The 17854-nt window shown below is 63.3% G+C and carries 15 protein-coding genes; 9 read left to right on the top strand and 6 right to left on the bottom strand.

The features are described 5' to 3' along the window. Positions 1-116 precede the first annotated feature (116 nt). A complete protein-coding gene (locus tag E4T66_RS10795; RefSeq protein WP_136849024.1) occupies positions 117-1904 on the top strand; it encodes an acyl-CoA dehydrogenase C-terminal domain-containing protein in 1788 nt (595 codons plus the stop codon). 80 nt (positions 1905-1984) lie between these two features. Here the strand turns inward: E4T66_RS10795 and E4T66_RS10800 are convergent, their stop codons facing one another. Further along, a complete protein-coding gene (locus tag E4T66_RS10800) occupies positions 1985-2230 on the bottom strand; it encodes a hypothetical protein (protein WP_136849025.1) in 246 nt (81 codons plus the stop codon). An 80-nt stretch (positions 2231-2310) separates the two neighbouring features. Next, positions 2311-2736, bottom strand: coding sequence for a hypothetical protein (locus E4T66_RS10805; RefSeq protein WP_136849026.1), 426 nt, complete (start codon positions 2734-2736; stop codon positions 2311-2313). Positions 2737-2923: 187 nt separating this feature from the next. Between E4T66_RS10805 and E4T66_RS10810 the strand changes: the two genes are divergently transcribed. After that, positions 2924-3433 carry an RDD family protein gene (locus E4T66_RS10810; protein WP_136849027.1) on the top strand — a complete coding sequence of 170 codons (510 nt, stop codon included), beginning with the start codon at positions 2924-2926 and terminating at the stop codon, positions 3431-3433. Between the two features lie 9 nt (positions 3434-3442). Here E4T66_RS10810 and lptG read toward each other — a convergent pair whose 3' ends face one another. Beyond that, a complete protein-coding gene (gene lptG, locus E4T66_RS10815; protein ID WP_136849028.1) occupies positions 3443-4504 on the bottom strand; it encodes an LPS export ABC transporter permease LptG in 1062 nt (353 codons plus the stop codon). Then, the gene (gene lptF, locus E4T66_RS10820; RefSeq protein WP_136849029.1) at positions 4501-5586 is read right to left on the bottom strand and encodes an LPS export ABC transporter permease LptF; all 1086 of its coding nucleotides are present in this window, start codon (positions 5584-5586) and stop codon (positions 4501-4503) included. Before lptF ends, lptG begins: the two co-directional genes overlap by 4 nt. A gap of 279 nt (positions 5587-5865) precedes the next feature. Between lptF and E4T66_RS10825 the strand changes: the two genes are divergently transcribed. The 3 genes from E4T66_RS10825 (at position 5866) to E4T66_RS10835 (ending at position 10786) form a co-directional block, all read left to right on the top strand. Then, positions 5866-7383: a leucyl aminopeptidase gene (locus E4T66_RS10825; RefSeq protein ID WP_136849030.1), complete on the top strand. Its 1518-nt coding sequence runs from the start codon at positions 5866-5868 to the stop codon at positions 7381-7383. Between the two features lie 42 nt (positions 7384-7425). Continuing rightward, entirely contained in the window at positions 7426-7896 is a 471-nt protein-coding gene (locus E4T66_RS10830) for a DNA polymerase III subunit chi (protein ID WP_136849031.1), read from the top strand. 88 nt (positions 7897-7984) lie between these two features. Next, entirely contained in the window at positions 7985-10786 is a 2802-nt protein-coding gene (locus tag E4T66_RS10835; RefSeq protein ID WP_136849032.1) for a valine--tRNA ligase, read from the top strand. A gap of 4 nt (positions 10787-10790) precedes the next feature. Here E4T66_RS10835 and E4T66_RS10840 read toward each other — a convergent pair whose 3' ends face one another. Then, positions 10791-12293 (bottom strand): DUF3336 domain-containing protein, encoded by a 1503-nt coding sequence (locus E4T66_RS10840; RefSeq protein WP_248679623.1) that lies wholly within the window; start codon positions 12291-12293, stop codon positions 10791-10793. Between the two features lie 143 nt (positions 12294-12436). On the opposite strand from E4T66_RS10840, the gene E4T66_RS10845 reads away from it, so the two are divergent. From E4T66_RS10845 to E4T66_RS10855, 3 genes are all read left to right on the top strand, one after another. Continuing rightward, on the top strand, positions 12437-13348 hold the full coding sequence (locus E4T66_RS10845; protein ID WP_136849033.1) for an AAA family ATPase: 912 nt from the start codon (positions 12437-12439) through the stop codon (positions 13346-13348). A gap of 110 nt (positions 13349-13458) precedes the next feature. Then, positions 13459-14472, top strand: coding sequence for a DUF58 domain-containing protein (locus E4T66_RS10850; RefSeq protein WP_136849034.1), 1014 nt, complete (start codon positions 13459-13461; stop codon positions 14470-14472). Beyond that, entirely contained in the window at positions 14469-16421 is a 1953-nt protein-coding gene (locus E4T66_RS10855) for a transglutaminase TgpA family protein (protein WP_136849035.1), read from the top strand. The genes E4T66_RS10850 and E4T66_RS10855 overlap by 4 nt, the downstream gene beginning before the upstream one ends. Here E4T66_RS10855 and E4T66_RS10860 read toward each other — a convergent pair. After that, positions 16416-17207, bottom strand: coding sequence for a tryptophan 2,3-dioxygenase (locus tag E4T66_RS10860; RefSeq protein ID WP_136849036.1), 792 nt, complete (start codon positions 17205-17207; stop codon positions 16416-16418). The two genes, E4T66_RS10855 and E4T66_RS10860, sit on opposite strands and share 6 nt — an antisense overlap. A 40-nt stretch (positions 17208-17247) precedes the next feature. Here E4T66_RS10860 and E4T66_RS10865 point away from each other — a divergent pair, with 40 nt between their 5' ends. After that, the gene (locus E4T66_RS10865) at positions 17248-17850 is read left to right on the top strand and encodes a lysophospholipid acyltransferase family protein (protein WP_136849037.1); all 603 of its coding nucleotides are present in this window, start codon (positions 17248-17250) and stop codon (positions 17848-17850) included. The last annotated feature ends 4 nt before the right edge of the window (positions 17851-17854 follow it).

Genomic DNA, 17854 nt, shown 5'->3' on the forward strand with positions numbered 1-17854 from the left:
GACGCATACGGGTCAGTATGTTTGCGCCGCAACATACGCTACAGTATGGACCCGACATTTTCCGGGTCTTTGGCAAAAAGCCCCGATTCTTCATTGACCTGATCTACGGAGTTCACATGCCCCAGTACACGCCACCGCTGCGCGACATGCAGTTCGTCCTGCACGAGATGCTCAACGTCGAGGGTGCGCTGAAAAAGCTGCCCCAGCACGCCGACATCGACGCCGCGACGATCGACTCCATCCTCGAAGAGGGCGGCAAGTTCTGCGCCGACGTGATCTACCCGCTCAACCGCGTGGGCGACCGCGAGGGCTGCACCTACCACGGCGACGGCGTGGTGACGACGCCAACCGGCTTCAAGGAAGCCTACAAGCAGTTCGTGGAGGCCGGCTGGGGTGGTCTGGGCATGGACCCGGATTACGGTGGCCAGGGCCTGCCGCACGTCGTGCACAGCGCGTTCATGGAGATGATGAACTCCGCGAACCAGGCCTGGACGATGTACCCGGGCCTGTCGCATGGCGCCTACAACGCGCTGCACGCCTTCGGCACCGACGAGCAGAAGAACCTGTACCTGCCGAAGCTCGTGTCCGGCGAGTGGACCGGCACGATGTGCCTGACCGAACCGCAGGCCGGTACCGACCTCGGCATCCTGAAGACCAAGGCCGAACCGAATGGCGACGGCAGCTACAGCATCACCGGCACCAAGATCTTCATCTCCGCCGGCGAGCACGACATGGCGGAAAACATTGTGCACCTGGTGCTCGCACGCCTGCCGGACGCCCCCGGCGGTACCAAGGGCATCTCGCTGTTCATCGTGCCCAAGTTCATCCCAGCCGCTGACGGCTCGCTGGGTGCACGCAATGCGTTCAAGTGCGGCGCCATCGAGCACAAGATGGGCATCCATGGCAACGCCACCTGCGTGATGAACTTCGACGGCGCCACCGGCTGGATGGTCGGCGCGCCGAACAAGGGCCTGATGGCGATGTTCGTGATGATGAACAGTGCGCGTCTGGGCGTCGGCATGCAGTCGCTGGGCCTGGCCGAAGTCGCCTACCAGAACTCGCTGGCCTACGCGAAGGATCGCCTGCAGTCGCGCGCGCTGACCGGCCCCAAGCTCAAGGACAAGCCGGCCGACCCGATCATCGTCCACCCGGACGTGCGCCGAATGTTGCTGACGCAGAAGGCCTACGTCGAGGCCGCACGCGCCTTCACCTACTGGGCAGGTCTGGCGATCGATCTGGAGCACAAGCACCCGGACGAGAAGCTGCGCAAGGACAACGCGGACCTCGTGGCGCTGCTGACGCCGGTGGTCAAGGGCTTCATCACCGACAATGGCTACGAGTCGACGACGCTGGCGATGCAGGTGCTCGGCGGCCACGGTTACATCTCCGAGTGGGGCCTAGAACAACACGTCCGCGACGCCCGCATCAACATGATCTACGAGGGCACCAATACCATCCAGGCGCTGGACCTGCTTGGCCGCAAGGTGCTCGGCGACATGGGCGCCAAGCTGATGAAGCTCGGCAAGGCGATGCAGACCGCGCTCGCGCCATTCGGCGAGATGTCGGAAATGCAGGAATTCCTCGCGCCGCTCAATGCACTGCAGAGCGAAGTGCAGAAGCTGACGATGGAGATCGGCCAGCGCGCGATGAAGAATCCGGACGAGGTCGGCGCTGCTGCAGTGCCCTACCTGCGCCTGATCGGTCATCTCGTGTTCTCGTTCGCATGGTGCTACGCCGCCGGCGTCGCGCTGCGCAATCGGGATTCGGGCGATGCGTTCTACAAGACCAAACTGACGACGGCCCGCTTCTACTTCGCCAAGCTGTATCCGGAGACCTCCGCGCTGATCGCGCAGGCGCGCGCCGGCAGCCAGTCGTTGATGGAGATGGACGAAGCGAACTTCTAAAAGTCGCTCTGCTGATGAACGAAAGGCCGCGTCAACGACGCGGCCTTTCTCGTTACCCGCTGCAGCGAATGACGTCCGGATCAGAGTCCGGCGTCGCGCGGCCAGGCAATCAGTGCATCGTGATCCAGCGTCTCGAGCGCCTCCGGACCCAGCTGCCGCGTATTCCAGGCGTAATTGAGCTTGGCAAACACGGCCGGCATCTTCTCCTGCAGCAACGCATCCAGATCATCGGCACCCGCATCGACCTCATCGATCAGCTGCTCCAGCGCGGCTGCCGCATCCTCCAGCGTAGCCATCACCCAATCCTGATCCGCTCCCTGACTCATAACCGCGACTCCGACGACGGCCGCGGGACAGGCATCCCGCAGCACTGACAATTGATATCCGAAAGAAAGACCTGCCTGCTTCAGATCCAGACGTCGCTGCGCGGACGCAGCATGCGCATCAGCAAGGCCACGCCCAGACCCCAGGCGCCGTTGAGGATCAGCGCACCGACAATCAGCTTGACGTCACCTCCACCGGCGATCGGCATGCCCTTGAGCGGAAACACCACCAGCAGCGCCACCGCGCTGGGGCCAACCGCACCGATCAACAGGGCACGCCACCAGTACGCACCCCGTCGCGCGTTGGCGATCATCCGCCACAGCAGCAGGCCCCAGACGCCTCCCCAGAACGCCAGCGAGATCACCGAAGGGATTCCCAGCGGCGGAACCGGTGCCATCGCAAATGGCGCACGCGGCACCGCCCCAAGCAGGTAAAACAGCCCGAGCACGCCCTGGTGAAAAATCAATGTGGACAGAAATCCGGCGACAAAGGCTTTCACGTAATTCATGCGGCGCGATTCCTGATCTGCACGGATGGTGGAATGTGGCCGCCTAGCTTAGCAGTGCGGCGCGCCGGCAGTGAGCACCCAGGCGCTGCCGATTCCGGCGCAGAACAGTATCCTTGCACGCCACGAGGGGCCGGCCGCCTGCAGCGCCGGACTCCTTTCGCCATTTGCCTTTGGAATCCACCGACTCATGACCGACATCATGCTACCGGCCCCGCTTTGGCGGCGGCTCGCCGCGGCGACCTACGACGGCTTGCTGCTGTTGGGTATCTGGATGGTCTGCCTGCTGGTCGACACGGTCGTGCGTGACTCGCTGGGAACCGCGCGTGAATGGCACGCATTGCGGGCATTTCTTTTCCTGATCGGACTGGGTTTCTTTGGCTGGTTCTGGACCCACGGCGGACAGACGCTGGGCATGCGCGCCTGGCGCCTGAAATTACGCCGTGTCGACGGCCGCGCGCTGACCTGGCTGAATGCCCTCACGCGCTACGCCGTGATGCTGCTGTGCTGGGGCGTGGCGCTGACGCCGCTGGTGATGCAACTGCCGCTGTACGCCAGCCGCCCAGGGAGCTCCACGATCGCCGCACTGTCCGTGGTTGTCATCGCGGTGACGCTGGTGCTGATGCGCCTGGATGCCCGCCGACGTGCGCCGCAGGACTATGTGGCGCAATGCGAGATGATCGAGCTGCCGAAGCCCTGAGGAACCGAATCAGCGCGCGCGTTTCAGGCGCAGCACAGCCAGCGCAGCCAACACCAGCGTCGGCAGTCCCGCGGAGGCCAGGATCGGCCAGCCGAACAGCTGCCCCATACTGGCTGTGACTTCGTTGACGACATAGAACACCAGCCCGACCATGATGCCGACCAGCAGGCGCTGGCCAGCACCACCACGCTGCGAGCCCAGTACGAATGGCACGGCAATTAACATCATTGCCATCACCGTGAACGGCGCCACCAGCTTGCGCCACAGCGACAAACGGTAGGCCTGTGCGTCGAGACCGTTTTCATCCATATAGCTGATCAGCCGCATCAGACCCGGTGTCGACAGGCTGTTAGCCTCCAGCACGAACAGGCGCAGCACCTCGGGCGACAAGGTCGCATCCCAGCGCATCTGCGGCGTCGACTCGGATACGGTTCGCCCACTCTCGAAACGCGTGGTGCGTACACCGCTCAGCTCCCAGTGGCCATCGACAAAGTGCGCACGATCCACGTGCATCACCTGATCGATCTGCAACTGCGGCGACAAGGTGTAGATATCGAGGTCGGCCATCGCATCCTCGGCCTGCAATGCCCGCACGTGCAGCACATTGGCGCCATCACGCAACCACACCGGACGCGACGACACCGCGTTCTCCACCGAATAGCGCGACTTGTTCTTGAACGCCTGCGCGGCGGAATTGCCCAGCGGCGCCAGCCAGTCTCCCAGCAGCACGGCGCAGCCGCCGAGTACTGCGCCCGCCAGCAGAGCCGCTCCGCCGAGCCGCACCAAGGTCACGCCGGAGGCTCGCATCGCGTTGATTTCGTTCTGTGCGGCCAGAGCACCGAGCCCCATCAAGGTTCCGAGCAGCGCGATGATCGGCATCAGCGTGTACAAGCCCGCCGGCATCAGCATCAGCGTGTACCACAACAGCTGCAGCATGCCGAAACCACCCTCGCCGGTTTCGTCAATTTCCGAGACGAAACTGATGAAGGTATAGATGGCCACCAGCGCCAACCCGGTGATCGCAGTGAATCCCAGAATGGTCGAAACCAGATATCGCGTGATTCGGTTCATGCACGCAGCCGCCGGAAATAATTGTTGCGGCGCGCGATCAGAACCAGCGCCCAGCACAGCATCAACGCGTGAATCCACCACAAGCCCAGCGCCGCGGGCACCTTGCCCTTGGCAATCCAGACCTGCCCGACACCCAACAGCTCCGAATAGGCCAGATACGCCAGAATGCCAATGACGATCTTGCTGTAACGCCCCTGCCGCGGCGCCACATGCGCCAGCGGCACCGCCAGCAATGCCAGGATGAATACCGAGATCGGGGCAGCGATGCGCCACGCCAGCTCAGCCTGGTCCTCAGGATCGCTGGAACCCAGCAAGCGTCCGGTCGACATCAGGCGGCGCTTGGAGCTGACATAGATGAATTCCGGCGGTGCGACCCGTGTAGTGAAACTGTTGAAATGCATCACGTCGTAAGCCGCCGTTCCCGGCTCGCCGCGATACCGATAGCCATCACGCAGCGTCACGGTGCGCTCGCCCGTGACCGCATCGACCGTCTGCTCGCCGCGCGCGGCGGTGACAAAGCTGACGCCGTCCTGTTCGCTGACCTGCGCCAGCACGGTGGACAGCGCCGAGCCTGCGGCGTCCATCTTTTCGGTATAGAACACGGCACGATCGCCGTCGATCGACTTGAAACGCCCTTCCTCGAACGGATTGAACTGGATGAAGCGTGCCGCATTCTTGACCAGATAGTCGGCGGTACGGCCCGCCCAGGGGCCTACCTCGAAGGCCAACGCAGCCGTCGCCACAGCCAGCACCGCGCCGAGTACCAGAAACGGCCGGTACATCTCAGCCAGCCCGACGCCGCAGCCGGTCATTGCGGCGACTTCGCTGTCGCGATACAGGCGTCCGAGTGCCAGCATGATCGCGAGCAGCAAGGAAACCGGAATCAGGATCACCAGGTACTGCAGGCTCGATAGTGCCGCCACCTGAAACAGCAGCTCGCGCGGCAGTTCGCCGGATGCAGCCTGGGCCAGATATCGTGCAAAGCGCGTCGACAGCATGATGCTCAGCAGCACCAGTGTCACCGCAAGCCAGGCGCCGCCAGCCTCACGAAACAGATAGCGATCAAGCAACCGCTGATTCATGCGACAAGGCCTCTGAACAGCGCCCGGACACCATGAATCGAATCAATATCGGAGCTGAACTTATTCACAAGATCCATTGACCAACGGTACGGTATTTCCCCACGTACCGGATGAGCGACGTTTGGCTTTTCGGGTTCGTGGGATAGAATGCATCACAGCAGTGCCGGCCCATATTTGCACAAACGAGCCGCACCAAACCTCCCCGTCCCTCTGCGGTAACCTCGGGCATTCTTGGCTCGATGGCCCGCTATCAAACACTGGCCGCAATCGAGAAGGCTTATGGAATATTTCGTCAAGAGTGGCAATCCAGAGAAGCAGCGCGTCGCCTGTGTCGTTGTCGGCATTTTTGAGCGCCGGAGTCCGTCCGAGGCCGCCAATGTTATCGATAAAGGCAGCGACGGTGTGATCGCCAGCGTCATGCGCCGCGGCGACATGGACGGCAAGCTCGGCACGACCGTGATTCTGCACAATGTCCCCGGCACTTTTGCCGACCGCGTGATGCTGGTGGGGCTCGGGCGCGAGCGCAGCTTTGACGAAACCGCCTTCCGCAAGGCCTCGACTGCCGCTGCGCGCGCGCTGCGCACGACCGGCGCGATCGATGCGGTGTCGTATCTGACCCACATCCCGGTCAAGGGCCGCGACTTTCAGTGGAACGTGGCCCAGGCGGTATTGGCGACGACCGACGTCTATTACCGCTTTGACGAATGCCGCGGAGCCAAGGCGCGCGAAGCGCTGCCGGTTCAGAAGCTGGAACGCTATACCTTCGACGTGCCGCGTCGCTTTGACCTGCCGGCCGGCGAGAAAGGCTTGAACGAGGGTCTGGCGATTGCCGCTGGCGTCAGCCTGGCCAAGGATCTGGGCCATCTGCCGGGCAATATCTGCACGCCGACCTATCTGGCCGAGCAGGCCAAGAAGCTGGCTGCCAGCTATACGCCGATCAAGACCAAGATTCTTGAGAAGGCGGACATGGAAAAGCTCGGCATGGGGGCGCTGCTGTCGGTTTCGCGCGGTTCGCGTCAGCCGCCGAAGCTGATCGTCATGGAGTACATGAAGGGCCGCAAGAATGAAAAGCCGATCGCACTGGTCGGCAAGGGCCTGACCTTCGACGCCGGCGGCATTTCGATCAAGCCGGCCGCGGCGATGGACGAGATGAAGTTCGACATGATGGGCGGCGCCAGCGTATTCGGCACGATGAAGGCCATCGCCGAGCTGAAGCTGCCGATCAACGTCGTCGGCATCGTCCCGGCGTCGGAGAACCTGCCGGACGGCGATGCCAACAAGCCGGGCGACATCGTCACCAGCATGGCCGGCATCACCATTGAGGTCCTGAATACCGACGCCGAGGGCCGGCTGATCCTGTGCGATGCACTGACCTACGCCGAGCAGACCTACCAGCCCTCGTTCTGCATCGACATGGCCACTTTGACCGGCGCCGTCATCATTGCACTGGGCAGCGTTGCCTCGGGCCTGATGACCAACCACCCGGCGCTCGGCCGTGCGCTGCTGGGCGCTGGCGAGCAGGTCGGCGACCGCGCCTGGGAACTGCCCCTGTGGCCGGAGTACGACGGCAATATCGCCAGCGAACATGCGGATATCGCCAACATCGCGACCAAGGGTGCGCGCGAGGCCGGCACCATCATCGGCGCGACCTTCCTGCACCGCTTCACCAAGAACATGAAGTGGGCGCACCTGGACGTTGCCGGCACCGCCTCGATCGGCAAGCGTGCGACCGGACGGCCAGTGCCGATGCTGGTGCAGTACCTGATCAATCAGGCCGCACGCCGGCCAGCGCGCTGATCTGCGCCGGCGCTGCCGGCTCGGCTCTGGACCGACCCTTCGATGACGCGCATCGACTTCTATATCCTGCCCGAATCGGCCACCGCCGCAGACAGTCAGGTCATGACCGCATGCCGGCTCTGCGACAAGGCCGCGTCGGCCGGCAAACAGGTCTACGTTCACGCCGTCGGCGCTGTATCGGCTGAGATCGATACCGCCCTGTGGACGTTCCGTCAGGGCGGATTCATCGCGCACGAGCGCTTCGATCCGGCGGCACCACCACAGGCGCCGGTGCCGCCTGTGCTGATCGGCGGCGCCGAGCCGCCGGACAGTCATCACGACATCCTGATCAATCTGGACGCCGAGATTCCGGAGTTCTTCAGCCGTTTCGAGCGGGTACTGGAGATCGTCGCCGGTGATCCCTCGCAGCGGTCCTCGGCGCGCGCGCACTACAAGTACTACCGCGATCGCGGCTACGAACTGAACACGTTCGAGCAAAGCGAATCCGGCGCCTGGCGCCAGCGCCGGAGCTGAGCCCCCGACCCGCTGCGGGGCGTGGTTGATTACAATTGCGCCCCTTGCGCAGACGCGCATCCCGCCTACGCCTCTGTCGACCGACTCCATGGACAAGATTTTCGATCCCCGCGCCATCGAAGCCCGCTGGTGCGCCAGCTGGGAACAAAACGGCTACGCCCAGCCGGAAACCGCCGCCAGCCTGCGTGGTGTTGATCGCGCCAGCCTGAAGCCGTACAGCATTGTGATTCCGCCGCCGAACGTCACCGGCACGCTGCACATGGGGCACGCGTTCCAGCACGCGGTGATGGATGCGCTGACGCGCTACCACCGCATGCTCGGATGCGACACCGCGTGGATTCCCGGCACCGACCATGCCGGCATCGCCACGCAGATGGTGGTCGAACGCCAGCTCGCCGCCCAGGGCATCAAGCGCACCGATCTCGGCCGCGACAAGTTTCTTGAAAAAGTCTGGGAATGGAAGGAGTACTCGGGCGGCACGATCACCAACCAGATCCGCCGCATGGGCAATTCGGTGGACTGGTCGCGCGAACATTTCACGATGGACGACACGCTCAGCCGCGCCGTCACCGAAGAATTCGTGCGCCTGCACGCCGAGGGCCTGATCTACCGCGGCAAGCGTCTGGTCAACTGGGATCCGGTGCTGCTGACGGCCATCTCCGATCTCGAAGTCGAATCCAAGGAAGAAAACGGCAAGCTGTGGCACTTCCGCTATCCGCTGGCATCCGGCAGCGGCCATCTGGTGGTCGCAACTACGCGCCCGGAGACCATGCTGGGCGACAGCGCCGTGGCCGTGCACCCGGAAGACGACCGCTACAAGCACCTGATCGGCCAGTCGGTGCGACTGCCGCTGTGCGATCGCGAGATTCCGATCATCGGTGACGACTACGTCGATCGCGAGTTCGGCACCGGCGTGGTCAAGATCACGCCGGCGCACGATTTCAACGACTACGCGGTCGGCCAGCGCCACGCGTTGCCGGTCATCAATGTGTTCACCCCGACGGCCCATATCAACGACGAGGCGCCGGCGGCCTATCGCGGCCTCGATCGCTACGACGCGCGTACCCGCATCGTCGAGGATCTGGAAAAGCTGGGCCTGGTCGACAAGATCGACGACCACAAGCTGATGGTGCCGCGCGGCGACCGCAGCGGCGTTGTGGTCGAGCCGTATCTGACCGATCAATGGTTCGTCGACATGAAGACTCTGGCCGAGCGCTCGCTGGCCTCGGTCGAGGACGGCCGCACGCGGTTTGTTCCGGAAAACTGGATCAATACATACAAGCAGTGGCTCAACAACATCCAGGACTGGTGCATCTCGCGCAACCTGTGGTGGGGTCACCGCATTCCCGCGTGGTACGACGATGCGGGCAACATTTACGTTGGTCGCAGCGAAGACGAGATCCGCGCAAATCCGGCCTACGCCAGTACGCTCAGCGCGGACACCATCCTGCGTCGCGACGAGGATACGTTCGACACCTGGTTCTCATCAGCGCTGTGGCCGTTCTCGACCCTGGGCTGGCCGGAGCAGACTGAAGACCTCAAGCGCTGGTATCCCACCAACGTGTTGGTCACCGGCTTCGACATCATCTTCTTCTGGGTCGCCCGCATGTCGATGATGGGCCTGCACTTCATGGGAGAAGTGCCGTTCCGCGAGGTCTACATCACCGGTCTGGTGCGTGACGCCGAAGGCAACAAGATGTCCAAGTCCAAGGGCAACGTGCTCGACCCGCTGGATCTGGTCGACGGTATCAGCCTCGAGGATCTGGTCAGCAAGCGCACCACCGGCCTGATGCAGCCACAGATGGCGGCCAAGATCGAAGCTGCAACGCGGCGCCAGTACCCGCAGGGCATCGAGCCGGTCGGCGTGGACGCACTGCGCTTCACCTTCCTGGCGCTGGCCTCGACCGGTCGCGACATCCGCTTCGACTCATCCCGCGCGTCCGGCTATCGCAATTTCTGCAACAAGATCTGGAATGCCGCGCGCTTCGTGCTGATGCAGTGCGAGGACAAGGATTGCGGCCAGGACGAATCCTTGCCGCACACCTTGTCTGCTGCAGATCGCTGGATCGTGTCACGTCTGCAGAAAGTCGAAGCCGAGGTCGCGGAGTTGTTCCGCACATATCGCTTCGATCTGCTGTCGCAGACGCTGTACCAGTTCGTCTGGAACGAGTACTGCGACTGGTATCTGGAGCTGTCCAAACCGGCGCTGCAGGACGGCGACGCCGAGGCGCAGCGCGGCAGCCGCCGCACGCTGGTGCGCGTACTGGAAACGATCCTGCGCCTGCTGCACCCGCTGATGCCATTCATTACCGAGGAAGTCTGGCAGCGCGTCGCGCCGCTGGCAGCCTGCAGTGGTGAAACCCTGATGCTGGCGCCTTACCCGGTCAGCGATGCTGCGCGCATTGATGAAAATGCCGAAGCGGATATCGAATGGCTCAAGGGCTTCATCCTCGGGATCCGCCAGATCCGCGGTGAAATGGACATTTCACCCGCCAAGACCATCCCGGTGCTGCTGCAGAACGCCAGCGCCAGCGATCGCACGCGCGTCGAGGCAATGCTCGGCAGCATTCGCTTCCTTGCCAAAGTGGAGGCGCCCCGGATTCTTGAATCCGGCGACGAAGCGCCGCAGTCCGCTACCGCACTGCTGGGCCAGATGAGCCTGCTGGTCCCGATGGCCGGACTGATCGACAAGGAAGCCGAACTGGTCCGCCTGAGCAAGCAGATCGCCAAGCTCGAATCCGACCTCGAAAAAACTACGGCCCGCCTGAGCAATCCCAACTTCGGCAAAGCCCCCGAGCACGTGCAACAGCAAACGCGTGATCTGGTGGCCAAGCAGCAGCAGGATCTCGACGCGCTACGCGTGCAGCACGGCCGTATCGAGTCGCTCTAGCGATTTACGCCGGCCGCGGACGCACGACCTGCAGCGCAGGCTTGCTGGCCGCACTCTGCCCGCCGCCCACACGCGGCAAGCCTGGCGAACGTTCGAGCCGCTCGACACAGTCGTTCAGCGTCTGGCTGATCAGCGTCTGGTTGCGGATCATCTCGATCCGCGGCCAGGTCGCGCGTTCGCCTTCCAGCATGAAACGTTTGATCGCGTCCATGCTTGGATTGCTGGTGACGTTGGCGTAACGCCACAGACTGACTTCGGGAATGATGTTGATGTTGCCGCGGTACTCCTGCTCCAGCACCGACCCCGCAATATCCAGCGTCCGTGCCAAGCCGCCCGCAGGGAGATTCTGCCGCACCAGATCCACCAGACTCTTGGCCTGCGTTCGCACCGACGAAAATGCGTAGTTGCGCACGGTATCCAGGACACCGCCCTCTCCCGGTTCGTGATGCGTCACAAACGGCAGCACGTGCGGGTTGGTCTGACTGACGATGAAGTGATTGACGTTGTGCAGACGCCGCATGCGCAGGATCGGCAAATCTGACTTCAGCGACCCGTCGTTCCAGCGCAGCAGCGGCATATACGGCACGCGTTGCTGATTCTCGTCCTGGGTCATCAACATGACCGGCGGGAACAGCACCGGCACCGCACACGAGGCCAGAATCGCCTCGTGCAGATAGAGATACGGGAAGGTCAGATAGTTCAGCAGCCGTGGGGGCTGATTCACCCCGGCCGGCGAAACGGTGATATTGACCACGCGGCCGGAAAGCTTGTGCGCCTCTTCAAACGTCAGATCGCCGACATTGGCCGCAATGGCCTTGCGCAACTGATTCTGATCCATCATCGCGCGATTACGCAGCATGTCGCGCCACGGCAGAATGCGCCAGAAATGGTAGTAGGCCGCCTCGGGATCCAGCAGCTTTTCGACTTCCGACGGCGCCCGCGAACCGATCGTCGCGCCCACGACAGATCCGGCACTCGACCCTGACATGATCGATGGCACCAGGCCTTCCCGATACAGCGCCTTGACCACACCGACGTGAAACAACCCGAGGGTTGCCCCCCCCGACAGCATCAGCGCCGAACGACCGTAGCTTTGCGCCAGATCATGAAAAAACTGCATCTTGGCCGGACGTGGGAACGCCGGATGATCGGTATCACAAAGCCAGTCCAGCACATCGGCGATTTCAGCGATGTACTCGTGAATCAGGCGCTTGGTACCGACATAGGCGTGACCGTACAAGGCCGCACTGCCGGTATTGCCCAGATTCCAGTGCAATCCCTGTCGCAGATGATGAACCAGCTTCGGCACGGCATCTTCCTGCCGATACTGGCGAACCTGCCGCAGACGCGCGCGAATCAGGCGCCAGTCGTAGTCGGACGACGCATCTTCCGAGCGCCAGTCGTCGCGACCATCCATGCGATCGACAATCTCGGCAGCCTCGCGCCAAGACGCATAGTCCAGCGCATTTCTCATGTCCTTCAGCAGTTCACGCTTCTTGCGGTCCACCCGGCGCCTCGCTATCGAATCCGACGCTTCAGATGGTGGATCGCCGGCGCCACAACCGCAAGTTCCGCAGACCGGGAATTTACGCCGCCGGGCGGCATAAACCCCTTACACTGGTCCGTATATCGCCCATCGTCCGAAAATCCATGAGCGCTCCTCTGCATCAGGCCCTGCAACGCCTCGACACCATCATTCTCGGTAAATCCGCCGAGCTCAGACTGGCCATGGCCTGCCTGCTTGCACGCGGCCATCTGCTGATCGAAGACGTTCCCGGCGTCGGCAAGACGACGCTGGCGCTGGCGCTGGCACGCGTACTGGGACTGCAGTTCCAGCGTGTGCAATTCACCAGCGACCTGCTGCCGGCCGACGTGCTGGGCGTATCCGTATTTGAAACCGGCACCGGTGCCTTCCGCTTTCATCCCGGACCGATCTTCGCGCAGCTGGTGCTGGCGGACGAAGTCAATCGCGCGAGCCCGAAAACGCAATCGGCACTGCTTGAAGCAATGGAAGAACGCCAGGTCACTGTCGAAGGCCAGACCCGTCCGCTGCCACAGCCGTTCTTCGTCATCGCCACACAGAATCCGGCCACGCAGATCGGCACCTTCCCGTTGCCTGAATCTCAGCTCGACCGCTTCCTGATGCGAATCTCGCTGGGCTACCCGCCCGCGGAGGCGGAAAAAGCCCTGCTGATGGAGCGCGATCGCCGCGATCTGCTACTCGACACCGCCGCGGTGCTCGATCCGGAACAGGTTCTGCACCTTCAGCAGCAGGTTGCACAGGTCCGCACCGCGCCCGCGCTGATCGACTACATCCTCGCTCTGGTTCATCGCACCCGCGAATTGCCTGGCTTGCGCCAAGGTCTATCGCCGCGCGCTGGACTTGCCCTGCGCCGCGCTGCTCAGGCCTGGGCACTGCTGGAAGGTCGTCAGGGCGTAATTCCGGAAGACGTGCAGGCCGTGTTCACCGCCGTCGTCGACCACCGACTGCAGACCACCGCGGAGAGCGAGAAGGGCGGCATCGGCGCCGCAGACGTTCTGGCCCAGGTCGCGATTCCGTGACACGAACCTCGGCGTCCCTGTTTGCGCGCTGGAACCCAAGACGCAGTCCGGTCGCCGCATCCTGCAGCGAATCCGGTCGCTGTGCGCTGACGCCTGGACGCTGATCCGCCATGCGGCTCTGGCTGGTGTTCAAGATCCTGCTGCATCCACTGCGCGCAGCCCAGGACCGCATCGACGCCTGGGTGATGGCTCGGGTCAAACGTCAGCCCGGCCCCATCGATATCGGCCGCAAGCGTGTCTACATCCTGCCGACCCGCTTCGGCTACGGCTTCGCCCTGCTCGCATTCGTGATGCTGCTCGGGGCGATGAACTACTCCAACAGCATGGCATTCATGCTGACCTTCCTGCTGGCTGGAATCGGCCTGATCAACATGCATCACACGCATGCGAATCTCGCCCATCTGCGATTGCAGGCCGGCACCTGCGAGCCGGTCTTCGCCGGCGAAACTGCGCACTTCCAGGTCAGGGTCGACAATCCGTCCACCGCCCCCCGCTACTCGCTGGCATTGAGCTGGCCCAAGCAGGACGAGCATGCACAGCTTGGCGATGTCAGCGCACGCGACAGCGTGACCTTGACGCTGAGCCAGCCTGCGAGTCGGCGCGGCTGGTTGCGCGCCGGCGTTTTCAGCCTCGCCACCGAATACCCGCTCGGCCTGTTTCACGCTTGGACCTGGGCTGAACTGGAGATGAGCTGCCTGGTGTATCCACGTCCGGCACCCGCCGGCCCGCAACCGCCCGCCAGCGCCGGCTACGGCGGCTTGTCCAGCAGTGGCCGCAGCGGGCAGGACGAGTTCGCCGGTCTCCGCAGTTATCAGCGCGGTGACACCCTGCATTCGATCCATTGGAAGAGCCTGCCCAAGCTGCGCACGCCAATGGTCAAGCAGTTCGCCGAAACCCTGGATCAGGAACTGTGGCTGGACTGGTCGGCTGTGAGCGCGCTGGATACCGAAGCACGACTGTCGCAGCTGACGCGCTGGGTGCTCGACGCCGAGGCGGGTCAACGCAACTATGGACTGCGCCTACCCGGACAGACCCTCGCACCGAGCCACGGCGCGGCGCACCGCTTCGCCTGCCTCAAGGCTCTGGCTTTGTTCCAGACGCCCGACCACGACGACGCCGCATGAACGAGTATCTGCCGCTGCTGACTCTGTGGCGCTTGCTCGGCGTGCTGGCGCTGACGATGTCCCCCCATCTGCTGCGCCTGCCGGTGTGGGTTTCGCTGTTGATCACCGCACTGCTGTCATGGCGCGCGCTCAGCGCCTATCACCAATGGCCGATGCCGCGAATGCCACTGAAAGTCGTGCTGACGCTGCTCGCTGGCGGCGGGATCGTAGCGCAGTACGGCAGCGTGTCCGGTCAGCAGGCCGGTACCGCGCTGCTTTGCCTGATGGCCGCACTGAAATTGCTCGAGCTGAAGGCGCGCCGCGACGTCATGGTCATGGTGTTCCTGATGTACTTCCTGCTGCTGACCCACTTTCTGGTGTCGCAGGAGATCTGGACCGTCGCCTTCCTGCTGATCTGCGCCGTGGCGATCACCGCGATCCTCATCGAGTGCCAGCATCGCGGCGCACTGTCGCCGCGCCTGACCCTGCGCAAGAGCGGCATCATGGTCGCGCAGGCACTGCCGCTGATGATCGTCATGTTCGTGCTGTTTCCGCGCATTCCCGGCCCCCTGTGGGGCCTGCCGGCCGACGCCGGCGCCGCGCGCAGCGGCCTGTCCGACACAATGTCGCCCGGCGACATCTCCAGCTTGATCGAGTCCGACGAAATCGCATTCCGTGTGCGCTTCGACACGGCGCCACCCGCAAACAGTGCAATGTACTGGCGCGGACCGGTACTCGACCATTTCGACGGACGCACGTGGGAAAACGCCTTCCCGATCACGGCAGCGGGCTATGAACCGGAGATCGAACGACTCGGCCAGCGCGTCGTCTACGAAATCACGCTGGAACCGCATCGCATGCGCTGGCTGTTCGGCCTCGATCTGCCGCGCCGCGATCACCTGCCAGGTGACGCCATCATGTCGCGTGAAGCGCAGCTGATGGCGACCAAGTCGGTCATCGAGCGACGGCGCTATAGCCTGGTCTCTGACACCGACTACCGTCTGCAGCCAACCGCAACCGAACGCATGGTCCGGCGCAATCTTGCGCTTCCTGCCAAGTTCAACCCGCAGACCCTGGAGCTGGGGCGACGCTGGCGCCAGTCACTGGGCAACGATGCCCGTATCGTTGATGCCGCGCTGCGCATGTTCCGTGAACAGCCCTTCGTCTACACCTTGCGTCCGCCACCGCTCGGCCGTAACAGCGCGGACGAATTTCTGTTCACCACCCGCCGCGGATTTTGCGAACACTACGCCAGCGCCTTCACCCTCCTGATGCGTGCCGCGGACGTTCCGGCGCGCGTCGTCACCGGCTATCAGGGTGGACAGCTCAACGAGATCGGCGGCTACTACGTCGTGCGCCAATCGGACGCCCACGCCTGGAGCGAGGTGTGGCTCTCCGGCCGCGGCTGGGTCCGCGTCGATCCGACCGCGGCAGTTGCCCCTGAACGCATCGAACGTGGCATCGAAGGATCGATCAGCGCAGGCGAGGGCCTGCCTGGCTATCTATCCAACCGCACCCGTCTGCGCTTTTACTTCGAAGCGCGCTGGGATTGGATCAACGCCCGCTGGAACGCAATGGTGCTGGCCTACGGCCCGGAGCTGCAGCAGCAATTCCTGTCGCGCTTCGGTCTCGACGATCTGCGCAGCATGATCCTGGCGCTGACCGTGATCGTGACCCTGGCCATGGCCGCCGTTGGGCTGGTGCTGCTGCGGCAATCGTTGCCGGCGCCCATCAGGGACCCCGCACTGCGCGAGTGGCGACGATTCACACGCAAGCTGGGCAAGTTGGGATTGGTCCAGCGAACGGATGAAGGGCCGCGTGACTTCATCAATCGCGTGAATGAATTGCACCCCGACTTGAGCGAGCGCGCCAACCGGATACTGATGCTCTACCTGAACAATCGATATCTGGATAACCGCGACGCTACCGTGGCGGATCTTCGGCAGGCCGTCAGCGCGCTGCGCTTATAGCCGAGCCCGGATTGCCCAGAGGTCCGGAAACAGCGGCTGAAACAAGGTTGCGCGCAGATACTCCACACCGCTTGATCCACCGGTGCCGGGTTTGCTGCCAATGGTGCGCTCGACCATCTTGACGTGACGGTAGCGCCATTCCTGCAGACCTTCATCGAGGTCGACCAGGCGCTCGCAGACCTGCGCTGCAGGATCGTCATGGCGATACAGGCTCACCAGCAGGTCCTGCATCGCGGACGAGCCGGCGTATGGCTGGCAGAAATCGCGCGACAAAAGAGATGGCGGCACCGCATGTCCCTGCGCGTGGAGATATCCCAGCAGGTGGTCGTACAAGGCCGGAGCACGAAGTGCCGCATCCAGCTGCGCGCCGGCAGCACCGTCCTCTCCATAGTGCGTCAGCATGCCGGGACGCTTGTGGCCCAACCGGAATTCCAGCAGGCGAAACTGTGCGGATTGAAATCCGCTGGACGCATCGAGACGCGCACGAAACGCATTGAACGACAGCGGCGTCATCGTCTCCAGCACGTCGACCTGGGCCACCAGCGTCTTCAGAATCGTCAGCATTCGCTTCAAGGTCGCCAGCGCCGCCATCGTGCGCGCGGCGTCAAGCGCAGCGTTCAGCGCATCGAGTTCATGCAGCAGCTGCTTGAACCACAGCTCATAAACCTGATGGATAATGATAAAGAGGGTTTCGTCGTGTTCCGGCCCGTCGGACAAAGGTTGCTGCAGCTTTAGCAACGCTTCGATCTGCAGGTAACGGCCGTACGTCAGCGGCGGTGTCGACATGACGACTCCTGTGCATTCGTGAGGAGAAAAACAATACACCATGGCTGATCGGATCGAGCTTGGCGCGAGTATTCCGCGTCGACGCAATCGTCTGTTGTACTGGCTCGGGCGCATGATCCTGCGCAGTGCAGGCTGGCGTATTGATGTACGCCTGCCGGACCTGCCGAAGATGGTCATCATCGCCGCGCCGCACACGTCGAACTGGGATTTCGTGTTCGGCATGGCCGCGGTGCTGAGCCTGCAGGTGGATCTGCACTGGTACGCCAAGCACACCCTGTTCTCCGGCCTTCACGGGCGCTTCTTCCGCTGGCTCGGCGGCCTGCCGGTCGATCGCTCCGCCGCCGGTGGCGCGGTTGCTCAGACGACGCGCGCCTTTGCGGAGCACGCACAGTTGATCATTGCGCTGGCACCAGAGGGCACCCGATCACGGCGCGAGCAGTGGAAACACGGCTTCTATCACATGGCGCTGGCGGCACAGGTTCCAATCGTCGCCGCCTATATCGACTACGCAACGCGCACGGTTGGCATCGGCCCGGTGTTTTTGCCCACTGGTGATTGGGCACCCGACATGAAGCCGGTGTTCGCGTTCTATCGCGGCGTACGCGCGAAGAATCCGCAAAATTTCACCACCGAGGCGCTATAGCGAG

This window comes from Sinimarinibacterium arenosum, from assembly GCF_005047655.1.
GTDB lineage: Bacteria > Pseudomonadota > Gammaproteobacteria > Nevskiales > Nevskiaceae > Solimonas.